General features: G+C 53.3%; 16 protein-coding genes. All 16 read right to left on the reverse strand.

Annotated features, from left to right (window positions below; genetic code table 11):
- Position 1: 1 nt before the first annotated feature.
- The 16 genes from GNT65_RS12180 to fliO all read right to left on the reverse strand — a co-directional run bounded on the left by GNT65_RS12180 (position 2) and on the right by fliO (position 15590).
- Positions 2-988, reverse strand: a complete 987-nt coding sequence (locus GNT65_RS12180) for a chemotaxis protein CheW (protein ID WP_160796576.1) — start codon at positions 986-988, stop codon at positions 2-4.
- Entirely contained in the window at positions 972-1763 is a 792-nt protein-coding gene (locus tag GNT65_RS12185; protein WP_160796578.1) for a ParA family protein, read from the reverse strand. The genes GNT65_RS12180 and GNT65_RS12185 overlap by 17 nt, the downstream gene beginning before the upstream one ends.
- 46 nt (positions 1764-1809) lie before the next feature.
- Complete coding sequence (locus GNT65_RS20545; protein WP_181006263.1) at positions 1810-2358, reverse strand: hypothetical protein; 549 nt, start codon at positions 2356-2358, stop codon at positions 1810-1812.
- Positions 2351-3463, reverse strand: a complete 1113-nt coding sequence (locus GNT65_RS12190) for a protein-glutamate methylesterase/protein-glutamine glutaminase (RefSeq protein WP_160796580.1) — start codon at positions 3461-3463, stop codon at positions 2351-2353. The genes GNT65_RS20545 and GNT65_RS12190 overlap by 8 nt, the downstream gene beginning before the upstream one ends.
- Positions 3464-3557: 94 nt before the next feature.
- Complete coding sequence (locus GNT65_RS12195) at positions 3558-5795, reverse strand: chemotaxis protein CheA (protein ID WP_160796582.1); 2238 nt, start codon at positions 5793-5795, stop codon at positions 3558-3560.
- Positions 5796-5810: 15 nt separating this feature from the next.
- Complete coding sequence (locus GNT65_RS12200; protein WP_160796584.1) at positions 5811-6548, reverse strand: protein phosphatase CheZ; 738 nt, start codon at positions 6546-6548, stop codon at positions 5811-5813.
- Positions 6549-6561: 13 nt separating this feature from the next.
- Positions 6562-6945, reverse strand: a complete 384-nt coding sequence (cheY, locus tag GNT65_RS12205; RefSeq protein WP_011865185.1) for a chemotaxis response regulator CheY — start codon at positions 6943-6945, stop codon at positions 6562-6564.
- A gap of 42 nt (positions 6946-6987) precedes the next feature.
- Positions 6988-7707: an RNA polymerase sigma factor FliA gene (locus tag GNT65_RS12210; RefSeq protein ID WP_160796586.1), complete on the reverse strand. Its 720-nt coding sequence runs from the start codon at positions 7705-7707 to the stop codon at positions 6988-6990.
- On the reverse strand, positions 7700-8581 hold the full coding sequence (locus GNT65_RS12215; RefSeq protein ID WP_160796588.1) for a MinD/ParA family protein: 882 nt from the start codon (positions 8579-8581) through the stop codon (positions 7700-7702). The genes GNT65_RS12210 and GNT65_RS12215 overlap by 8 nt, the downstream gene beginning before the upstream one ends.
- A 4-nt stretch (positions 8582-8585) precedes the next feature.
- Positions 8586-9992 (reverse strand): flagellar biosynthesis GTPase FlhF, encoded by a 1407-nt coding sequence (gene flhF, locus GNT65_RS12220; protein WP_160796590.1) that lies wholly within the window; start codon positions 9990-9992, stop codon positions 8586-8588.
- 11 nt (positions 9993-10003) lie between these two features.
- Entirely contained in the window at positions 10004-12103 is a 2100-nt protein-coding gene (flhA, locus tag GNT65_RS12225) for a flagellar biosynthesis protein FlhA (protein WP_160796592.1), read from the reverse strand.
- Positions 12104-12254: 151 nt separating this feature from the next.
- Positions 12255-13388: a flagellar biosynthesis protein FlhB gene (gene flhB / locus GNT65_RS12230; RefSeq protein ID WP_160796594.1), complete on the reverse strand. Its 1134-nt coding sequence runs from the start codon at positions 13386-13388 to the stop codon at positions 12255-12257.
- Positions 13388-14185, reverse strand: a complete 798-nt coding sequence (fliR, locus tag GNT65_RS12235) for a flagellar biosynthetic protein FliR (protein WP_011865179.1) — start codon at positions 14183-14185, stop codon at positions 13388-13390. Before fliR ends, flhB begins: the two co-directional genes overlap by 1 nt.
- A gap of 42 nt (positions 14186-14227) precedes the next feature.
- Positions 14228-14497: a flagellar biosynthesis protein FliQ gene (gene fliQ, locus GNT65_RS12240; RefSeq protein WP_011865178.1), complete on the reverse strand. Its 270-nt coding sequence runs from the start codon at positions 14495-14497 to the stop codon at positions 14228-14230.
- Positions 14498-14505: 8 nt separating this feature from the next.
- A complete protein-coding gene (fliP, locus tag GNT65_RS12245; protein ID WP_239872408.1) occupies positions 14506-15213 on the reverse strand; it encodes a flagellar type III secretion system pore protein FliP in 708 nt (235 codons plus the stop codon).
- Between the two features lie 56 nt (positions 15214-15269).
- Positions 15270-15590 (reverse strand): flagellar biosynthetic protein FliO, encoded by a 321-nt coding sequence (gene fliO, locus GNT65_RS12250; protein WP_420853521.1) that lies wholly within the window; start codon positions 15588-15590, stop codon positions 15270-15272.
- Positions 15591-15609: the final 19 nt, after the last annotated feature.

Consider the following 15609-nt stretch of genomic DNA (forward strand, 5'->3'; position numbering starts at 1 on the left):
CTCAGCCAATAGAGTCCTGACTACCTAAACCCAAATTTAATAATTCAATAAGTGCCTGCACATGTAGAATGCCGCACATCTGTTCTTTTACGACGCCAGCCAACCAGGGGCGTTTACCCGCCTTGGTGCGCCAATTGACTTCTGACTTTAAAATTCTGACGGAATTCACCAGAGACTCACAGGCCAATCCCCAGTTACTGTCCTCTAAGAGTACAATATATTGGTAATCAACGGATTGCGCCAGCTCATCATCATATTTTTCCGGCATTACCCAGGCGCCAGAATCGACAACATTGAGTTGCGAGTCCCTATGGGTTTGAACCCCCAAATACCAGGCCGGCCGTCCCATGATATGGTTTATCCGATCGACCTTAACGATACCGCCAAGGCTCACGAGTGGCACGGCTAATGTCAGCCCCGCCACCTTAAAAAACAGCACCTGAAACTCATCGTCAAGTTGCTCTACCAATTGCTCGGTCACCCCGGGTGGTATGGCCCCGGTTTGTGTCTGCAGCGCGGCGGCTAATTCCACCTTATCGACAACGGCTTCCTCTTGCTTAATACTAGCCGAAGTTTCTAATTTTTCTTTGATTTTTTGCTCAACTTGCGACTCAGATTTCGTTTGAATCGATTTCGCTTGGGTCACGGTTTCGACGCCAACGGGTTTGGTATCGAGCGTTTTGAGCTCAACCTTGCTTGTGGTCTGAGTACCTACCTCGCTTGCTATCTCAGTCACAGGCGCCAGTAGTTGTTCGAGCGCGAGTTTATTCAGCGGTGTCGGCGTAGCCTGAGTGATCACAGGGCGAGGTTCAGATTGTCCCGGAAGGGACTGGCGTTTTAGCGCAGGCGTATGACCATTTTGACCATCTGGTACTGCCGCTTGCTCGCGCTTTGCGTCAGGCTTACCGGCCGAGATGCCCTCTTCATCGGGCTCGGTCAGCAGCAGTGAAAAGTAATTGAAAACCGTTTCGTCAACCGAGTTTGACATGCGCAAACTCCTTGGTCAGCAGGTGGTCAAGCAATCTCTCATAGGCCTTCACACCCCGAGAATGGCTAGCATAATGTGACGCAGGCAGGTGGGCCAGGCTGGCATCACGAAACTTGGTATCGACAGGTATCACGTCAGGCCAGAGCACATCACCATATTCCTCCCCCAGCTGTTGCAGGGCGGCGGGCGACGCCTTGGTGCGTCTGTCATACATGGTCGGAATGATGGTATAGCTGTAGGTAGTGTTCTTTGAGCGCCCCATGAGCGTCATGGTCTTGACCATGCGGTCTAGTCCCTTGATCGCCAAAAACTCAGTCTGCACAGGAATAATGATGTGCTCACTGGCCGCTAAGGCATTAACCATCAACACACCCAATACCGGGGGACAATCGATGAGGGCCACGTCATACTGGTCGGCAACTAAGGCAAGCAGTCGCTTTAGGATCAGGCCCATCCCTTCCTGATGGCCGAGAGAGCGATCCAGCGTCGCCAGCGCCATGGTGGCCGGCAATAAATCTATCCCTTCCACCTTAGTGGGCACGATATGAGCCTGCACCTGATCTTTTGTCAACTGCTTGTGTTTCAGAAACAGATCATAGAGTGAGGCGGGTACCTCTTCGGAATCTATCCCCAGGTAATAACCCAGTGAAGCATGGGGGTCTGTATCTATCATCAAGACTCGCTTCCCCCGCTTTGCCATGGCGCCTGCCAGGCTCGCCACTGTGGTCGTCTTACCCACGCCCCCTTTCTGATTTGCTATGGTCCAGATCTTCAAGTAAAACCCCTTAAATCGCCGCGCGTATCGCCATCAGGTTATCGTTCTAATTATCTTCGCGAGTCGTGACTCGAATGCCGCCATGGGGCAGGCTTATTACTTTAACACCATCTTTATCTTCTGACAGCTTAACCGCCTGCGATGGCTTATTACCAGCCTGCTGTGCCTTATCTGTGGCGTTTGCCACCTTTTGCGCAGCCGGTTCTTGTACATCGCTTTTCACCTCGGGCAACAGAGGTGATAACTGACTTTGACTATCAATCACCTGGGGCTCTGCCTCGGCTTCCTGTCTGGCTATCGCCTCAGGCACCTCAGGGCCAATCTCTACCCGCACCTGGCTGCCGGGTTCGGCCTGTTTGATGATAGACTGAGTAAATTCTGGATTATTCTCCATCCATTCGGCCAAGGCCTGTGCCTGCTCGTCGGGCACCATGAGTAGCACCTGACTCTCTTCGAGCTGAGTGATCTTCTCCTCGAGCAAGCTATTCTTATGGCGCAGCTCCAGATACAAAGAACCTGTGACTAAACAGCAAACCAACAAGAGGAAAAACAGCAACAGCACAGTCGTACTGACGCCTTGCCGCTGCCTAGCCACGCCCACTCTCACGAATGATGGCCTCGGCCATATCATCTAGGGCTATCGACTGACTGGAGATCCCGGCGGCGGTTACCGCCTGTGGCATACCATAAACGACACAGCTGGCTTCGTCTTGTGCCCAGATGGTTGCGCCAACATTCTTCAACATTCGCGCACCTTCTCGACCGTCGGCCCCCATACCCGTCAATACCACGGCAAGGGTCTCGCCGCCGCTCAGCTTGGAGGCCGAGGCAAAGGTGATGTCGACACAAGGCTTGTAGTTCATATCCATGCTACCAGCCACTATCTTAATTCGCCCATAGGTGCCGCCACGCTCCAACATCATCTGCATACCACCTGGTGCCAGATAGGCACAGCCAGCCCTTAGCTGGTCGCCATTTTGCGCCTCCTTTACGTCGATGGCACACAGGCCATTTAAGCGTGCGGCGAAGGCTGGTGTAAATGCAGCCGGCATATGCTGGATAAGCAAGATAGGATGGGGGTAATTTGCCGGCAGCTTGGTCAGGATACGTTGCAGCGCAACGGGGCCACCTGTAGAGGTGCCGATCAGCAAAAGCTTATATTTCTTACCACTGGCCCTGGCTACAGGTGCACTCGAACGCGGGGCCGTACGCTGTGGCTGAAGCGTCTCTCGTGCAGGTGATGCTCCAGAGGTCGTACTAGGCTTAGTCGGCTTCGTCCTCGGCAATATGGGGCGAAACACACGGCGACGCCCTAATGCCTTGATACGCTGTTGAAGTAGCGATATCGCCTCATCCTTATTGGTGGCAATATCTTCAAATCGCTTGGGAAGAAAGTCTAATGCCCCCGCTTCCAGCGCATCGAGCGTCGCCTTAGCACCGTCGTGGGTGAGTGATGAAAACATCAAGATGGGAGTCGGACATTTTGCCATGATCTCGCGCACGGCGCTGATGCCATCCATCACTGGCATCTCAATATCCATGGTGATCACCTGTGGCTTTAATTGCTGCGCCAGCTTCACCGCCTCGGCGCCATTGGACGCCGTGCCTATAACCTCTAAATCTGCATCCTTGGTGACAATCTCACTGACTCGGCGACGAAAAAAGCTTGAATCATCGACAACTAATACTTTTATGGCCATTCAAATTCCTATCTACAGCAGGATCCTTGCCGAAACAAGGCGTGACGCCACTTGGGCATCACGCCGTTCCTCTCGCTCACTGTACCGCTAGCTGTTATTTCTTGTTCTTGGCGTAATGTTTTAATAAGCCAGGCACATCTAATATCAATGCGATTCCACCGTCAGAGGTAATGGTGGCGCCCGCCATGCCAGGGGTTCCATGTAACAAGGTACCCAGAGGCTTGATCACCACCTCTTCCTGACCAATCAAGGAGTCAACCACGAAGCCTATCTGCATGGTGCCGAGCTGCACGATCACCACGTGACCATGTTGCTTATCGCCATGTTTGAAGCCTGCCTCCTTGCGACTCAACCAATGCTCTAGATAGAAGAGCGGCACAGCCTTCTCCCGCACTATCACAGTTAGCTGGCCGTCGACAATATTGGTCTTGGTGAGATCTAGGTGGAATATCTCGCTGACGCTCGACAGCGGCAGAGCAAATACCTGCTGTGCCACTTCCACCATCAGAGTCGGCATGATCGCCAGAGTCAGCGGCACCTTTATCTCCAGGCAAGTCCCCTTCCCTTTCAAAGAGTCGATATGCACGGTACCGTTTAACTGAGTGATGCGGGTCTTCACCACATCCATGCCAACGCCACGACCTGAGATATCGGAGATCTCTACCTTGGTAGAGAAACCTGGGGCGAAGATGAGGTTATAAGCTTCTTCATCTGACATGCGCGCCGCGGCATCTTCATCGAGCACGCCCCGCGAGATGGCTATCTTCTTAAGCTTATCTGGGTCCATCCCCGCACCATCGTCTTCGATCTTAAGCAGGATATGGTCACCTTCCTGGCTGGCAGAAAGGGTAATAGTACCCGTGCGCGACTTGCCGTTGGCCTCGCGCTCATCGGGCATCTCGATACCATGGTCAACCGAGTTGCGCACCAGGTGAACTAAGGGGTCAGCCAGGGCTTCGACCAGATTCTTATCCAGATCCGTATCTTCACCAATCATGCGAAGATCGATCTCTTTATTCAGACTGCGGGCCAGATCCCGTACCACACGAGGGAAGCGGCCAAATACCTTCTTGATTGGCTGCATGCGCGTCTTCATTACCGCGCCCTGAAGGTCGGCGGTGACGAGATCCAAGTTGGCCAGCGCCTTAGACATATCCTCATCATCGCGGGAGATCCCAAGGCTGAGCAGGCGGTTACGCACCAATACCAGCTCACCGACCATGTTCATTATCTGATCCAGGCGCGCGGTATCGACACGCACTGTGGTCTCCGCCTGAGGCATATTGGGCGCCGGCGCCTTGGCGGCTGCCTTCTCTTTCACCACAGGTTTAGGGGCTGGAGCCTCCGCGGGGGATGCCTTAACGTTGCTCGGCGCAGGCGTAGCGACCTTACTCGGTGCTACAGATTCTGGTGCCTTAGGAGCAGCCGGGGCGACTGACTGATTAGCCTCACTACCAGGACCTGCACCGGCGCCGTGCAGCTCATCGAGTAGCTTCTCAAATTCATCGTCGGTTATCTCATCGGCATCCACCGGCGGCGCGGTCTGCTCGGGGATCTTGGCAATAGGGGCCGAGGGGGCCTGGAACTTACCCGAACCGTGAAGTTCATCGAGTAGCGATTCGAACTCATCGTCTGTGATGTCATCGCTATCGCTTGCCTGAGCGGGCGCCGCACCGTTAGGCGTAGTGCTTGAAGGGCCCTTACCACTGCCATGAAGCGCATCGAGCAGGGCTTCGAATTCAGACTCGTCGATCTCATCGATGTCGCCTTCTCCGGAGATAGAGGTTACGGGCTCATTGCTTACCGGCTCGTCAAACAGTTCGACCCCATCATCGACTGGCGTATCAAACAGCTCTATACCATCATCGATCGACGACGCTTCAACCTGTGCTTCATCGACAATGGGCTCGGCTGGTGCTCCCCCCATCTCAGAGGGCAACGAACCACCTGAACTTAACAGTTTAAGATTAGCCAGCAGCTCATCATCGGCAGGGCTCTGTTCGACACCCGCCTGGGTCTCGGCAAACATAGAGTTAATAGTGTCGACGGCCTGCAGTATGATATCCATCAATTCGGCAGAGACGCTGCGTTTACCCGTACGCAACAGATCGAAGGTATTTTCCGCTTCGTGACAAACATCCACCATTGGGCTCAGGCTCAGGAAGCCCGCGCCGCCCTTAACGGTATGGAATCCGCGGAAGATGGCATTGAGTAGTTCGGTGTCGTCCGGGTTATTTTCTAACGCCACCAGCTGTTCAGAGAGAAGCTCAAGTATCTCACCCGCTTCAATCAAAAAGTCCTGCAGTATCTCTTCATCAACATCAAAGGACATTCATATGACTCCTACTTAGAAACCTAGACTCGACAGCAAGTCATCGACTTCATCTTGTCCTGTCACGACATCATCACGCTGATCAGCGTTCATAATAGGACCTTCAGCTTCGACGCACTTCTCAGATACACTGGGTTTATCCGTTTCGGGCTGCTCGCCAAATACGGTCAACATAGAGACCAGATTACTCTCCACTTCTCGTACCAGCTCAATCACACGACGGATCATCTGTCCGGTGAGATCTTGGAAGTCCTGAGCCAGTAAAATGTTGTTGAGTAATTCTTTCAACCGATTGGAATCGGATTCGCTGCGCTCAATAAACTGCTGCACGTCATGGCAGAGCGCCTTAAACTCGTGCAATTGAATATCGCGCTTCATCAGACGGTCCCAGGAAGGCTTGACCGCCTGAACATTTGTGGTGAGGGCATCTGCAAGTGGCAGAGACTCTTCGACCGCGTCCATGGTTTTATTCGCGGCCTGTTCCGTCATGTCGATGACGTAATTGAGGCGTTCTTTAGCATCGGGGATTTCGCTATTGGCCAGCTCAACGAGACGACCATCCACCTGAAAGTCCACTATGGCACTGTGAAGCTGGCGGGTAAGACGACCCACCTCGTCAAATAGTTCTTTCTGAATTGGGCTGGCAATGTCTCGAATCAGCTCATCGGCCTGCTCTTGCTGACCCGCCTCTAACAAATCGACGAGTTGCTTCGCCTGCGCTAGATTGATCAACCCTGAAGTATCTGCCTGCATAGCTCAACCTTGATTAACCGAGTCGTTCGAAAATTTTGTCTAACTTCTCTTTCAGTGTCGCCGCAGTAAAAGGTTTAACCACGTAACCATTGACACCGGCCTGCGCCGCCGCAATGATCTGTTCCCTTTTCGCTTCCGCAGTTACCATCAACACGGGAATGTGCTTCAGGTTGTCATCAGCACGGATAGCCTTCAACAGGTCGATGCCCTGCATACCTGGCATATTCCAATCGGTCACGACAAAGTCAAAATCGCCCTTTTGTAACATAGGCAATGCCGTCGAACCGTCATCTGCCTCCTGAGTGTTATTAAAACCCAAGTCTCTCAACAAGTTCTTGATGATACGTCTCATTGTTGAGAAATCGTCAACAACGAGAATCTTCATATTCTTGTCCAAGGTTTCCTCCGCGGAGCTGTTTTTATATTGCTCATGTAATCGTTATATTTTGGTCCAATGCTTGAGTTTAGCTTTGAGTCTGAGCATCGCCTGGCTATGAATCTGGCTAACTCGGGATTCGCTGACATCAAGTACGGCACCGATCTCTTTCAAATTTAATGCTTCGTCATAATATAACGACAAAACTAATCCATCTCTTTCTGGCAGTAACTTAATCGCCTCGACGAGGGCCTCATGAAACTGTGTATCTGCCAGTGATTCGAATGCGTCGTCCTGATGATCGTCTTCCTGCCTTACTACATCGACCGATACACCAAGATCTTCAATTCCAACTACTTTCCCGACGGAAACATCATTAAGAATATGATGGTACTCATCGAGCGTCATATCAAGTCGATCCGCAACTTCATTGTCTTTTGCGTCTCGTCCAAGTTCTTGTTCTAGCTCGTCAATCACCTGGGCGATGCGTCGCTGATTGCGGTGAACCGATCTGGGTACCCAGTCTCCTCGCCTAATCTCGTCCAGCATGGAGCCACGAATGCGTATACCGGCAAAGGTTTCAAACTTGGCCCCCTTGCTACCATCGAACTTGGCCGAGGCTTCGAGCAGCCCCATCATACCTGCTTGTAACAGATCATCCAATTGCACTGAGGCGGGCAGGCGAGCGAGCAAGTGGTGAGCAATCCTTTTTACCAACGGTGCATACTGTTCGACAATAGAAGCTTTGTTATCTAAACAAGTATACGCAGCGGCTTTACTCACTCGTACGCTCCTCTTGATATTCGGGGCGTTGGACCAATCGTTCGACAAAGAACTCTAGGTGTCCACCCGGTTGTTGTGGCACTGGCCAGCTAATGATCTTATTAGCCAAACCATGGTAAGCAATTGACGCCGGAGACTTAGGAAATGCCTCCACGATCAACTTCTGTTTACGGACTGATTTGCGAAGGTTTTCATCGAAGGGGATAGTCGCAACCAGCTCCAGGGCCACGTCGAGAAAACGGTCGGTTACCTTGCTAAGTTTAGCAAACAACTCCATCCCTTCTCGTAAACTTCTGACCATGTTTGCCACAATCTTAAATCTGAATACGCCATGCTCGCGGCTAAGAATCTTAATCAAAGCATAGGCATCTGTGATAGAGGTTGGCTCGTCACACACGACAACGAGAACATCTTGAGACGCGCGGGAGAAGCTGAGCACCATATCTGAGATGCCGGCGGCGGTATCCACCACCAATACATCAAACTGAGTCTTCATCTCACTGAAGGCGCGGATCAGACCCGCATGCTGCGCCGGCGTCAGTTCGACCATCGCCTGGGTACCGGAAGTGGCAGGAATAATGCCAATGCCCTTAGGACCACGAACGATAATATCGTCAAGATCGGCGTCACCAGATAATACGTGAGACAGATTGCGCTCGGCTCTCAGACCCAACATGACGTCGACGTTGGCGAGGCCCAAGTCGGCATCGAGCACAAGCACACGCTTGCCTTTCTCAGCCAGGGAGACCGCGGTATTGATCGATACGCTGGTTTTACCTACGCCACCTTTACCACCGGTTACGGCAATTACTTTTACTTTTTCGTTATATGGTTGATTCATCATACGTAAACCGCTTGCTTGATCCCGACTCATTATATTACTCAAATGCGTAGGCCTGTTCATGTGACCTTTCGTTATTCTGTATTGGTTGCACTTTCTTTTCGAGTACCGACAAGGCCTTGTTGGCTAAGGCTAAGGTGTCGGCCACTTGCATATCTTCTGGCACTCTTTGTCCATCGGTGACATAACTCAAAGGTAATCCGCTTTGAATCAACACACTCAGTGCCGGCGCCAAGGCTACTGACTCGTCTAATTTGGTCAAAATCGCGCCGGATAATGGAATCCGGGTAAACTGCTCGACGGCATCTTCAAGCACTCTTCTTTGACTTGTAGATGACAGTACCAGATAACTGCGAATAGGTAATCTGCTATTTGCAGTTAAATTATCAAGTTGCTGGAACAATCTCACATCTCTCTGTCCCATGCCCGCCGTATCTATCAATACTAGCTTGCGATTGCGGAACTGATAAAGAATTTGTTCCAACTCATTGAGATCATGAGCTTGCTTGACCGGGCACCCCATTATTTTGCCATAGGTTGCCAGTTGCTCATAGGCTCCAATGCGATAATGATCGGTTGTAATTAAGGCAACTTGATCTGAACCATGTTGTGCGGCGAATCGAGCGGCTAATTTTGCGACACTCGTCGTCTTGCCGACACCGGTAGGGCCAACAAAGGCAATCACCCCGCCCTGACGAACGATGTCGTCCCCCTGGTTGTCGAGCATGTTGGCCAGGCTACGTGGCAGTGCCTTCACCAGATCCGCTGGCGAGTAGTGCTCGCTCAGCGCCGATAACTTGGCGGCCACCTCTTGGCTAAACTCGGCGTCCAGCAGACGGCTCTCTAACATGGCGCCTACGGGGTCGAGACGGCTCTTCTGCTCTGTCAGCAGAGAGGTCACTTGATGGGTCAAGAGGTTACGCAAGGAGGCCAGCTCCTCACGCATGGATTCGAGTTCGCTGCTAGCCGGCGCGCGCTTTTCCCGCTTAGGACGGGCCTGGCTCTGGCTATCAAGCATGCAGCCGTGCATGTTTGAGGCTGTAGTTTCCTCTTGGGGCGCCTTCAGCCCCTGGGCCCAGGCTGGCATCTCGAGTTCTTCACTCGATTGGCTTAACTGTTGACTGACGCGATTTTGTTGACGCTCAAGCAGGGCCTGCAACGAATCGGCCACGGGTGATGGCTGTTTTTTTGACTCTGCCTTGATAGGTTGACGACCGATAGAGACCTTCTCCTCGGCAAGGTCGAGAAAGCTAGGTGATAGAGGCGCCGTGTCGCTCGACTTGGCCGCGCTAGGCTTAGGTTCGTCGTAGTCGACCGCCGCGACAATCTCGATACCGCCGGTGACTTTCTTGTTCGACATGATCACCGCATCCGAACCTAATGTCTCTTTAACCTGGGCCAATGCAGAGCGCATGTCTTTTGCCAAAAAACGTTTTATTTTCACTTAAATACCCTCTACTGGCCGACCGCTGATACGATGCGAATTTGCTTCTCATCGGGCACCTCTTGATAAGAGATCACCCGCAGATTTGGAATCGTATGTTTAACAAAACGCGACAGCGTCGAACGTAACATACCCGATGTCAGTAGGATGGCCGGCTGACCCACCATCTCCTGACGCTGGGATGCGTCGAGTAACGACTTTTGCATCCTCTCGGCAAGGCTAGGTTCGATATTCGGCCCCTCGCCTCCCGTTGCCTGCATAGACTGATGCAACATCTGTTCCAATTCAGGCGCCAAAGTTATGACAGGGATTTCCGGCTCTGGCCCGCTTATTTCTTGTACAATCATGCGTTTAAGCGCGATACGTACGGCAGCAGTGAGCACCTCGGTATCGTTACTCTTAGGCCCATACTCGAGCAGGGTCTGAACTATGGTCTTCAGGTCGCGGATCGACACGCCTTCGTTAAGCAGGTTCTGCATCACCTTGACCACAGTGCCCAGCGGCAAGACATCGGGAATGAAACCACTGACCAGCTTAGGCGAATGCTTGGCCAGCATATCCATCAGCTGCTGCACCTCCTCATAGCCCAGCAGCTTAGAGGCGTTGTTGGTTAACAGCTGGCTCAAATGGGTCGCCACCACGGTAGCGGCATCGACCACGGTATAACCTAGGGTCTGTGCCTGTTCTCTGAGCTCTGGTGCGATCCACACCGCCTCTAACCCGAAGGCAGGATCTGTGGTCTCGACGCCATCGAGCTTGCCATAGACCTGGCCAGGGTTGATGGCCAATTCGCAGTCGTGACGGATCTCGGCTTCGCCCGACGCCACGCCCATCAAGGAGATACGGTAGGTGTTTGGTGCAAGATCTAAGTTGTCCCGAATGTGCACTGCGGGAACCAAAAAGCCCAGCTCCTGGGAGAGCTTCTTACGCACGCCTTTGATGCGTCCGAGCAGCTCACCACCCTGCCCCTTGTCCACCAGCGGGATCAGACGATAACCCACCTCCAGGCCGATGGTATCGACCTGCTGCACATCATCCCAGCTAAGCTCTTTGGGTTTAGCATCACCCGGGGTTGCCGGCGAGGTCTTGGCGATCTCCAGGGCGCGTTGCCGGTCGAAATCTTTCTTACGATGCAGAAAATAGGCGCCCGCTGCGGTAATGATGCCGAAGGTTAAGAAGGCAAAATGGGGCATGCCAGGCACGACTCCCATGATCAGCAGCACGCCGGCGGCGATGGCCAGTGATTTGGGATTGTCGAACATCTGACTCATCACCATCTGGCCCATGTCGCCAGACTCGTTCTGACGGGTCACCATCAAGGCCGCCGCGATGGAGAGTAAGAGGCCGGGGATCTGCGCCACCAGGCCGTCACCTATGGTCAGCAGGGTATAGATCTCGACCGCAGCGGAGAAATCCAGCCCATGCTGCACCATACCTATGACGAAACCACCCAGAATGTTGATCACCAGGATCATAATGCCGGCGATGGCATCCCCTTTTACAAACTTAGAGGCACCGTCCATCGCACCATAGAAGTCGGCTTCCTTGGTCACCTCGGCACGGCGAATGCGAGCCTGATCCTGATTGAGGACCCCAGCGTTAAGGTCGGCATCGATCGCCATCTGCTTACCCGGCATAGCATCCAGGGTAAAGCGAGCACTCACCTCAGAGATACGTCCGGCACCCTTGGTTACCACGGCGAAGTTGATGATGATCAGGATAAGAAACACCACCAGACCCACGGCGTAGTTACCGCCGATCACCACGGAGCCGAAGGCCTCGATCACCTTACCCGCGGCGTCACCACCGTTATGACCCTCTAGCAGGACGACACGGGTCGAGGCGACGTTGAGCGCCAAACGCAGCAGAGTTGCAACCAGCAGCACGGTAGGAAATGCGGCAAAATCTAAGGGACGGTCGGTATAGATGGCTACCAGCAGGACCACCAGCGCCAACGCGATATTAAAGGAGAACAGGATATCCAGCAGGAAGGCCGGCATGGGCAAGACGATCATCGCCAGCGCCGCGAGCACCAAGATAGGTGTGCCTATCCCTTTAAAGTTGGCGGGTTTTACCTGTTTTATCTGACCTAAGCTTGCTTTCAAATCCATCAATCTGGCGCCTGAACTTTGACATCTAGCTAGGATTCAGCAAAAAGTACGCCAACTTAAGATAGGCTCAGTCCGCAACGACTCGAGTGGATAACAATCGCACAAAAATAAGACAAGGCAAGCAATAGGCAAGGCTTAATCCCCTGAAGAATTAGTATTTCAGCTCATCGGGGATCGGCTGATTGACTGGGATAGGCGTTGGCCGCTTGCCACCTTTTTGCTGATACTGACGCAACTGGAACACATAGGCCAGTACCTGAGCCACGGCGGTGAACAGGCCCTCAGGGATCTCCTGATCTATCTTAGTGGTATGATAGATGGCCCTCGCCAATGGCGGCGCAGAGACGATGGCCACATCGTGTTCGCGGGCAATCTCACGGATCTTAAAGGCCACATCGTCCACCCCTTTAGCGAGCACGTAGGGCGCGGCGGCCTTAGTCACATCATATTTCACCGCCACGGCGTAATGCTCAGGGTTGACGACAATTACATCCGCATTAGGCACCTCGGCCATCATGCGACGCTGCGCCATCTCACGCTGCATCTGGCGCACCCGGCCTTTCACCTCTGGCTGACCCTCGGTGTCTTTATACTCGTCCTTGATCTCCTGCTTGGTCATCCGCAGCTGTTTGTTGTGGTTCCAGATTTGAAATGGTACATCGATCACCACGATGATCACGGTAGAGGAGCATAGCAGAATAAACATCCACACCAGCAGATCCAGGGCGTTATAGACATTACCCGGCAGGTGTCCCTGTGACAGGGTAAGAATATCGGTGAAGTAATAACTGAGCAGCAGATAGGCCATCAGGGCCACCACGGAGAACTTGGCGATCCCCTTAGTCAGCTCCACCAGGGCCTGCACCCCAAACATACGCTTAAAGCCACTAATAGGATTCATCTTGTTGCCCTTGGGCATGAACGCCTTCGCCGAGAAGGTGATCCCGCCGAGCACCACGTTACCCAGGAAGGCAACCAAGGCAAGAAACAACACGAAGCTAGCCATAGGGATCGCCAGCTCGCTGAAGACCATCATCCAGATGTTGAACAGGCTATTGGTGTCGTAGATCTCCTGCCGGCTCATGGTAAACAGGTTGGTCATCACGCTCATCAGTGACTCGCCCAGACTCGGCCCTATGACAGCAAATCCCACCGCCGCCGACATCAACACAGCCGAGGTACCCAGCTCCTTAGATCGGGCAACCTGGCCCTTCTCTCGCGCCTGTTCGCGTCGCCTGGGGGTCGCCTCTTCGGTCTTCTCTTGACTGGTATCGTTATCGGCCATCAGAAACTCCCAGCAGTACTACATTGCAGCTGCACCAGATCGCACAGCAGTAACTGGGCCGAACGCCAGACCTCATCGAAATGCGCCATGATAGGCGTCAAGGTCAACCAGAGAATAATCAAACCACTCACCATGGTCACGGGGAAACCAATGGCGAAGATGTTAAGTTGCGGCGAGGCGCGGGTCATCACCCCAAAGGAGAGGTTGATCAGCAATAGCGCCACAATCGCCGAGATAGACATGGTCAGCGCCGCGCCGAACATATAGGCGCCCCACTCTGCCAGGCGTCGATAGCTGGCGATGCTGATCCCCTGCATGGACACCGGAATGGTGTCGAAGCTGGCGACCAGCATACGGATCATCACCAGATGACCGTCCACCGCCAGGAAGATCATGGTCGTCAGCAGCAGGAAAAAGTTACCGATAACTGGGGTCTGCTGCCCTGAGCCGGGATCTACCATGGAGGCAAAACCTAAGCTGGTCTGCATGCCGATGATCTGACCGGTCAACACGAAGGTCTGCATGATAAGCAGCGTCACAAACCCCATGGCGACGCCGATCAATATCTGCTGCACGGTAACGAACACGGCGCCCAGGGAGAACAGCTCAACTTCGGTATTTACAGGCAACATGGGAGCGATGGCGAAAGTGATCGCCACAGACAGCAGCAGACGCACCCGGGTCGGCGTGGTATTGGCACCAAATACCGCCATCACCATCAACATGCTCGACACCCGAAACAGCGGCCACATATAGGCCGACAGTGTCTGCATTATGGTCGACAGCAAGATCTCCATCTCAGCGACGCTCGATAGCCGGGCGGACACGGCGCTTCATGGTTAACCCACCACCTGGGGGATGAGATTCACCATCTGCAGGAAAAACTCCATCATGGTCTGCACCAGCAGATGACCTAAGATCATCAGCGCAAAGAGTGTGGTCAGCAGACGCGGCAGGAAGCTCAGGGTCTGCTCGTTAATAGAGGTCGCCGCCTGAAACACCGCCACTACCAGACCGACCACCAACCCTGGCACGATGATCATCGACACTATGGTCACGATAACCGAGAGGGCTTCACGAAAGATGTCGATGAGGGCTTCGGGTGTCATAACGGCTCCTAGATCCCAAAACTGTTGGCTAGGGTGCCCATCACCAGGCTCCAGCCATCCACTAACACAAACAACATGATCTTAAAGGGCAAGGAGACGATCATGGGCGACAGCATCATCATACCCATGGCCATCAGGATACTGGCTACCACCAGATCAAGCACCAAAAAAGGCACGAACAGCATGAAGCCTATCTGGAAGGCGGTCTTAAGCTCGCTGGTGATGAAGGCCGGGATCAGCACGCTCATGGGCGCATCTTCGGGCGATTGAATATTCTGATAGCCAGAGATCTCGACGAAGGTCTCCAAATCCGTGAGCCGGGTCTGAGCCAACATAAAGGCCCGCAGCGGCTCCTTGCCCTTGTCATAGGCCTGCTCTATGGTCAGGGTCTCATCCATATAGGGCTTGACCGCCTGGTCATAGATCTTGTCAAACACGGGCGCCATGATGAAGAAGCTCATAAACAGGCTCATGCCGATCAGCACCTGATTCGACGGCGTCTGCTGCAGGCCGATTGCTTGGCGTAGAATCGACAGCACCACTATTATGCGGGTAAAAGAGGTCAGCATGATGACCATGGCGGGCAGAAAACTCAGCGCCGTCATCAGCAGCAATATCTGCATGGTCACCGAATATTGGGTAGAGCCATCGGCGCCAGTGGTGACCGTTACTGCGGGGAGAATCCCGTCTTGCGCCAGCGCCAGTTGCGGCGCCATTACGGCCAGGAGTAACAAGAATGAGGTCAAGATCCGTTTCATGGTTTTAATTAGGTTCATGACTGTGATGACTTTGCCTGACGCAGACGGCTGGCAAAGGAGTCCTGTTCTATGGTGATAGGGGTATCGAGTTTATCGATAAGCGAAACCTGCTGCGACGTCACTCCCAGCAGGTATTGTTGGCCATCGACCTCGACCAACACCATCTTCTCTCTCTGACCCAGCGGAGTAACCGCCAGGGTCTTAAGCACGCCATGGGAGGTGGGCACCAGCTTGAGACGTTTTACCAGGTAGGCCAGCAGGAAGATCAAGGCGATCACCACCAGCAAGCCCCCCAGCATATTGGTCATAGTGGTCAATGCCGGCTCTCGCTCCATGGTCGCCTGAGTGCTCGTC

This window comes from Shewanella insulae (assembly GCF_009831655.1).
Taxonomy (GTDB): Bacteria; Pseudomonadota; Gammaproteobacteria; order Enterobacterales; family Shewanellaceae; genus Shewanella; species Shewanella insulae.

What these genes read in the sequence shown, in the direction of transcription:
- flhB (WP_160796594.1), bottom strand. Translation starts at nt 13,388, where the DNA reads ATGGCCGATAACGATACCAGTCAAGAGAAGACCGAAGAGGCGACCCCC.
- fliQ (WP_011865178.1), bottom strand. Translation starts at nt 14,497, where the DNA reads ATGACACCCGAAGCCCTCATCGACATCTTTCGTGAAGCCCTCTCGGTT.
- GNT65_RS12180 (WP_160796576.1), bottom strand. Translation starts at nt 988, where the DNA reads ATGTCAAACTCGGTTGACGAAACGGTTTTCAATTACTTTTCACTGCTG.
- fliR (WP_011865179.1), bottom strand. Translation starts at nt 14,185, where the DNA reads ATGGAGATCTTGCTGTCGACCATAATGCAGACACTGTCGGCCTATATG.
- fliP (WP_239872408.1), bottom strand. Translation starts at nt 15,213, where the DNA reads ATGGCGCCGCAACTGGCGCTGGCGCAAGACGGGATTCTCCCCGCAGTA.
- GNT65_RS12190 (WP_160796580.1), bottom strand. Translation starts at nt 3,463, where the DNA reads ATGGCCATAAAAGTATTAGTTGTCGATGATTCAAGCTTTTTTCGTCGC.
- fliO (WP_420853521.1), bottom strand. Translation starts at nt 15,590, where the DNA reads ATGGAGCGAGAGCCGGCATTGACCACTATGACCAATATGCTGGGGGGC.
- flhA (WP_160796592.1), bottom strand. Translation starts at nt 12,103, where the DNA reads ATGGATTTGAAAGCAAGCTTAGGTCAGATAAAACAGGTAAAACCCGCC.
- GNT65_RS12195 (WP_160796582.1), bottom strand. Translation starts at nt 5,795, where the DNA reads ATGTCCTTTGATGTTGATGAAGAGATACTGCAGGACTTTTTGATTGAA.
- GNT65_RS12200 (WP_160796584.1), bottom strand. Translation starts at nt 6,548, where the DNA reads ATGCAGGCAGATACTTCAGGGTTGATCAATCTAGCGCAGGCGAAGCAA.
- GNT65_RS12215 (WP_160796588.1), bottom strand. Translation starts at nt 8,581, where the DNA reads ATGAGTCGGGATCAAGCAAGCGGTTTACGTATGATGAATCAACCATAT.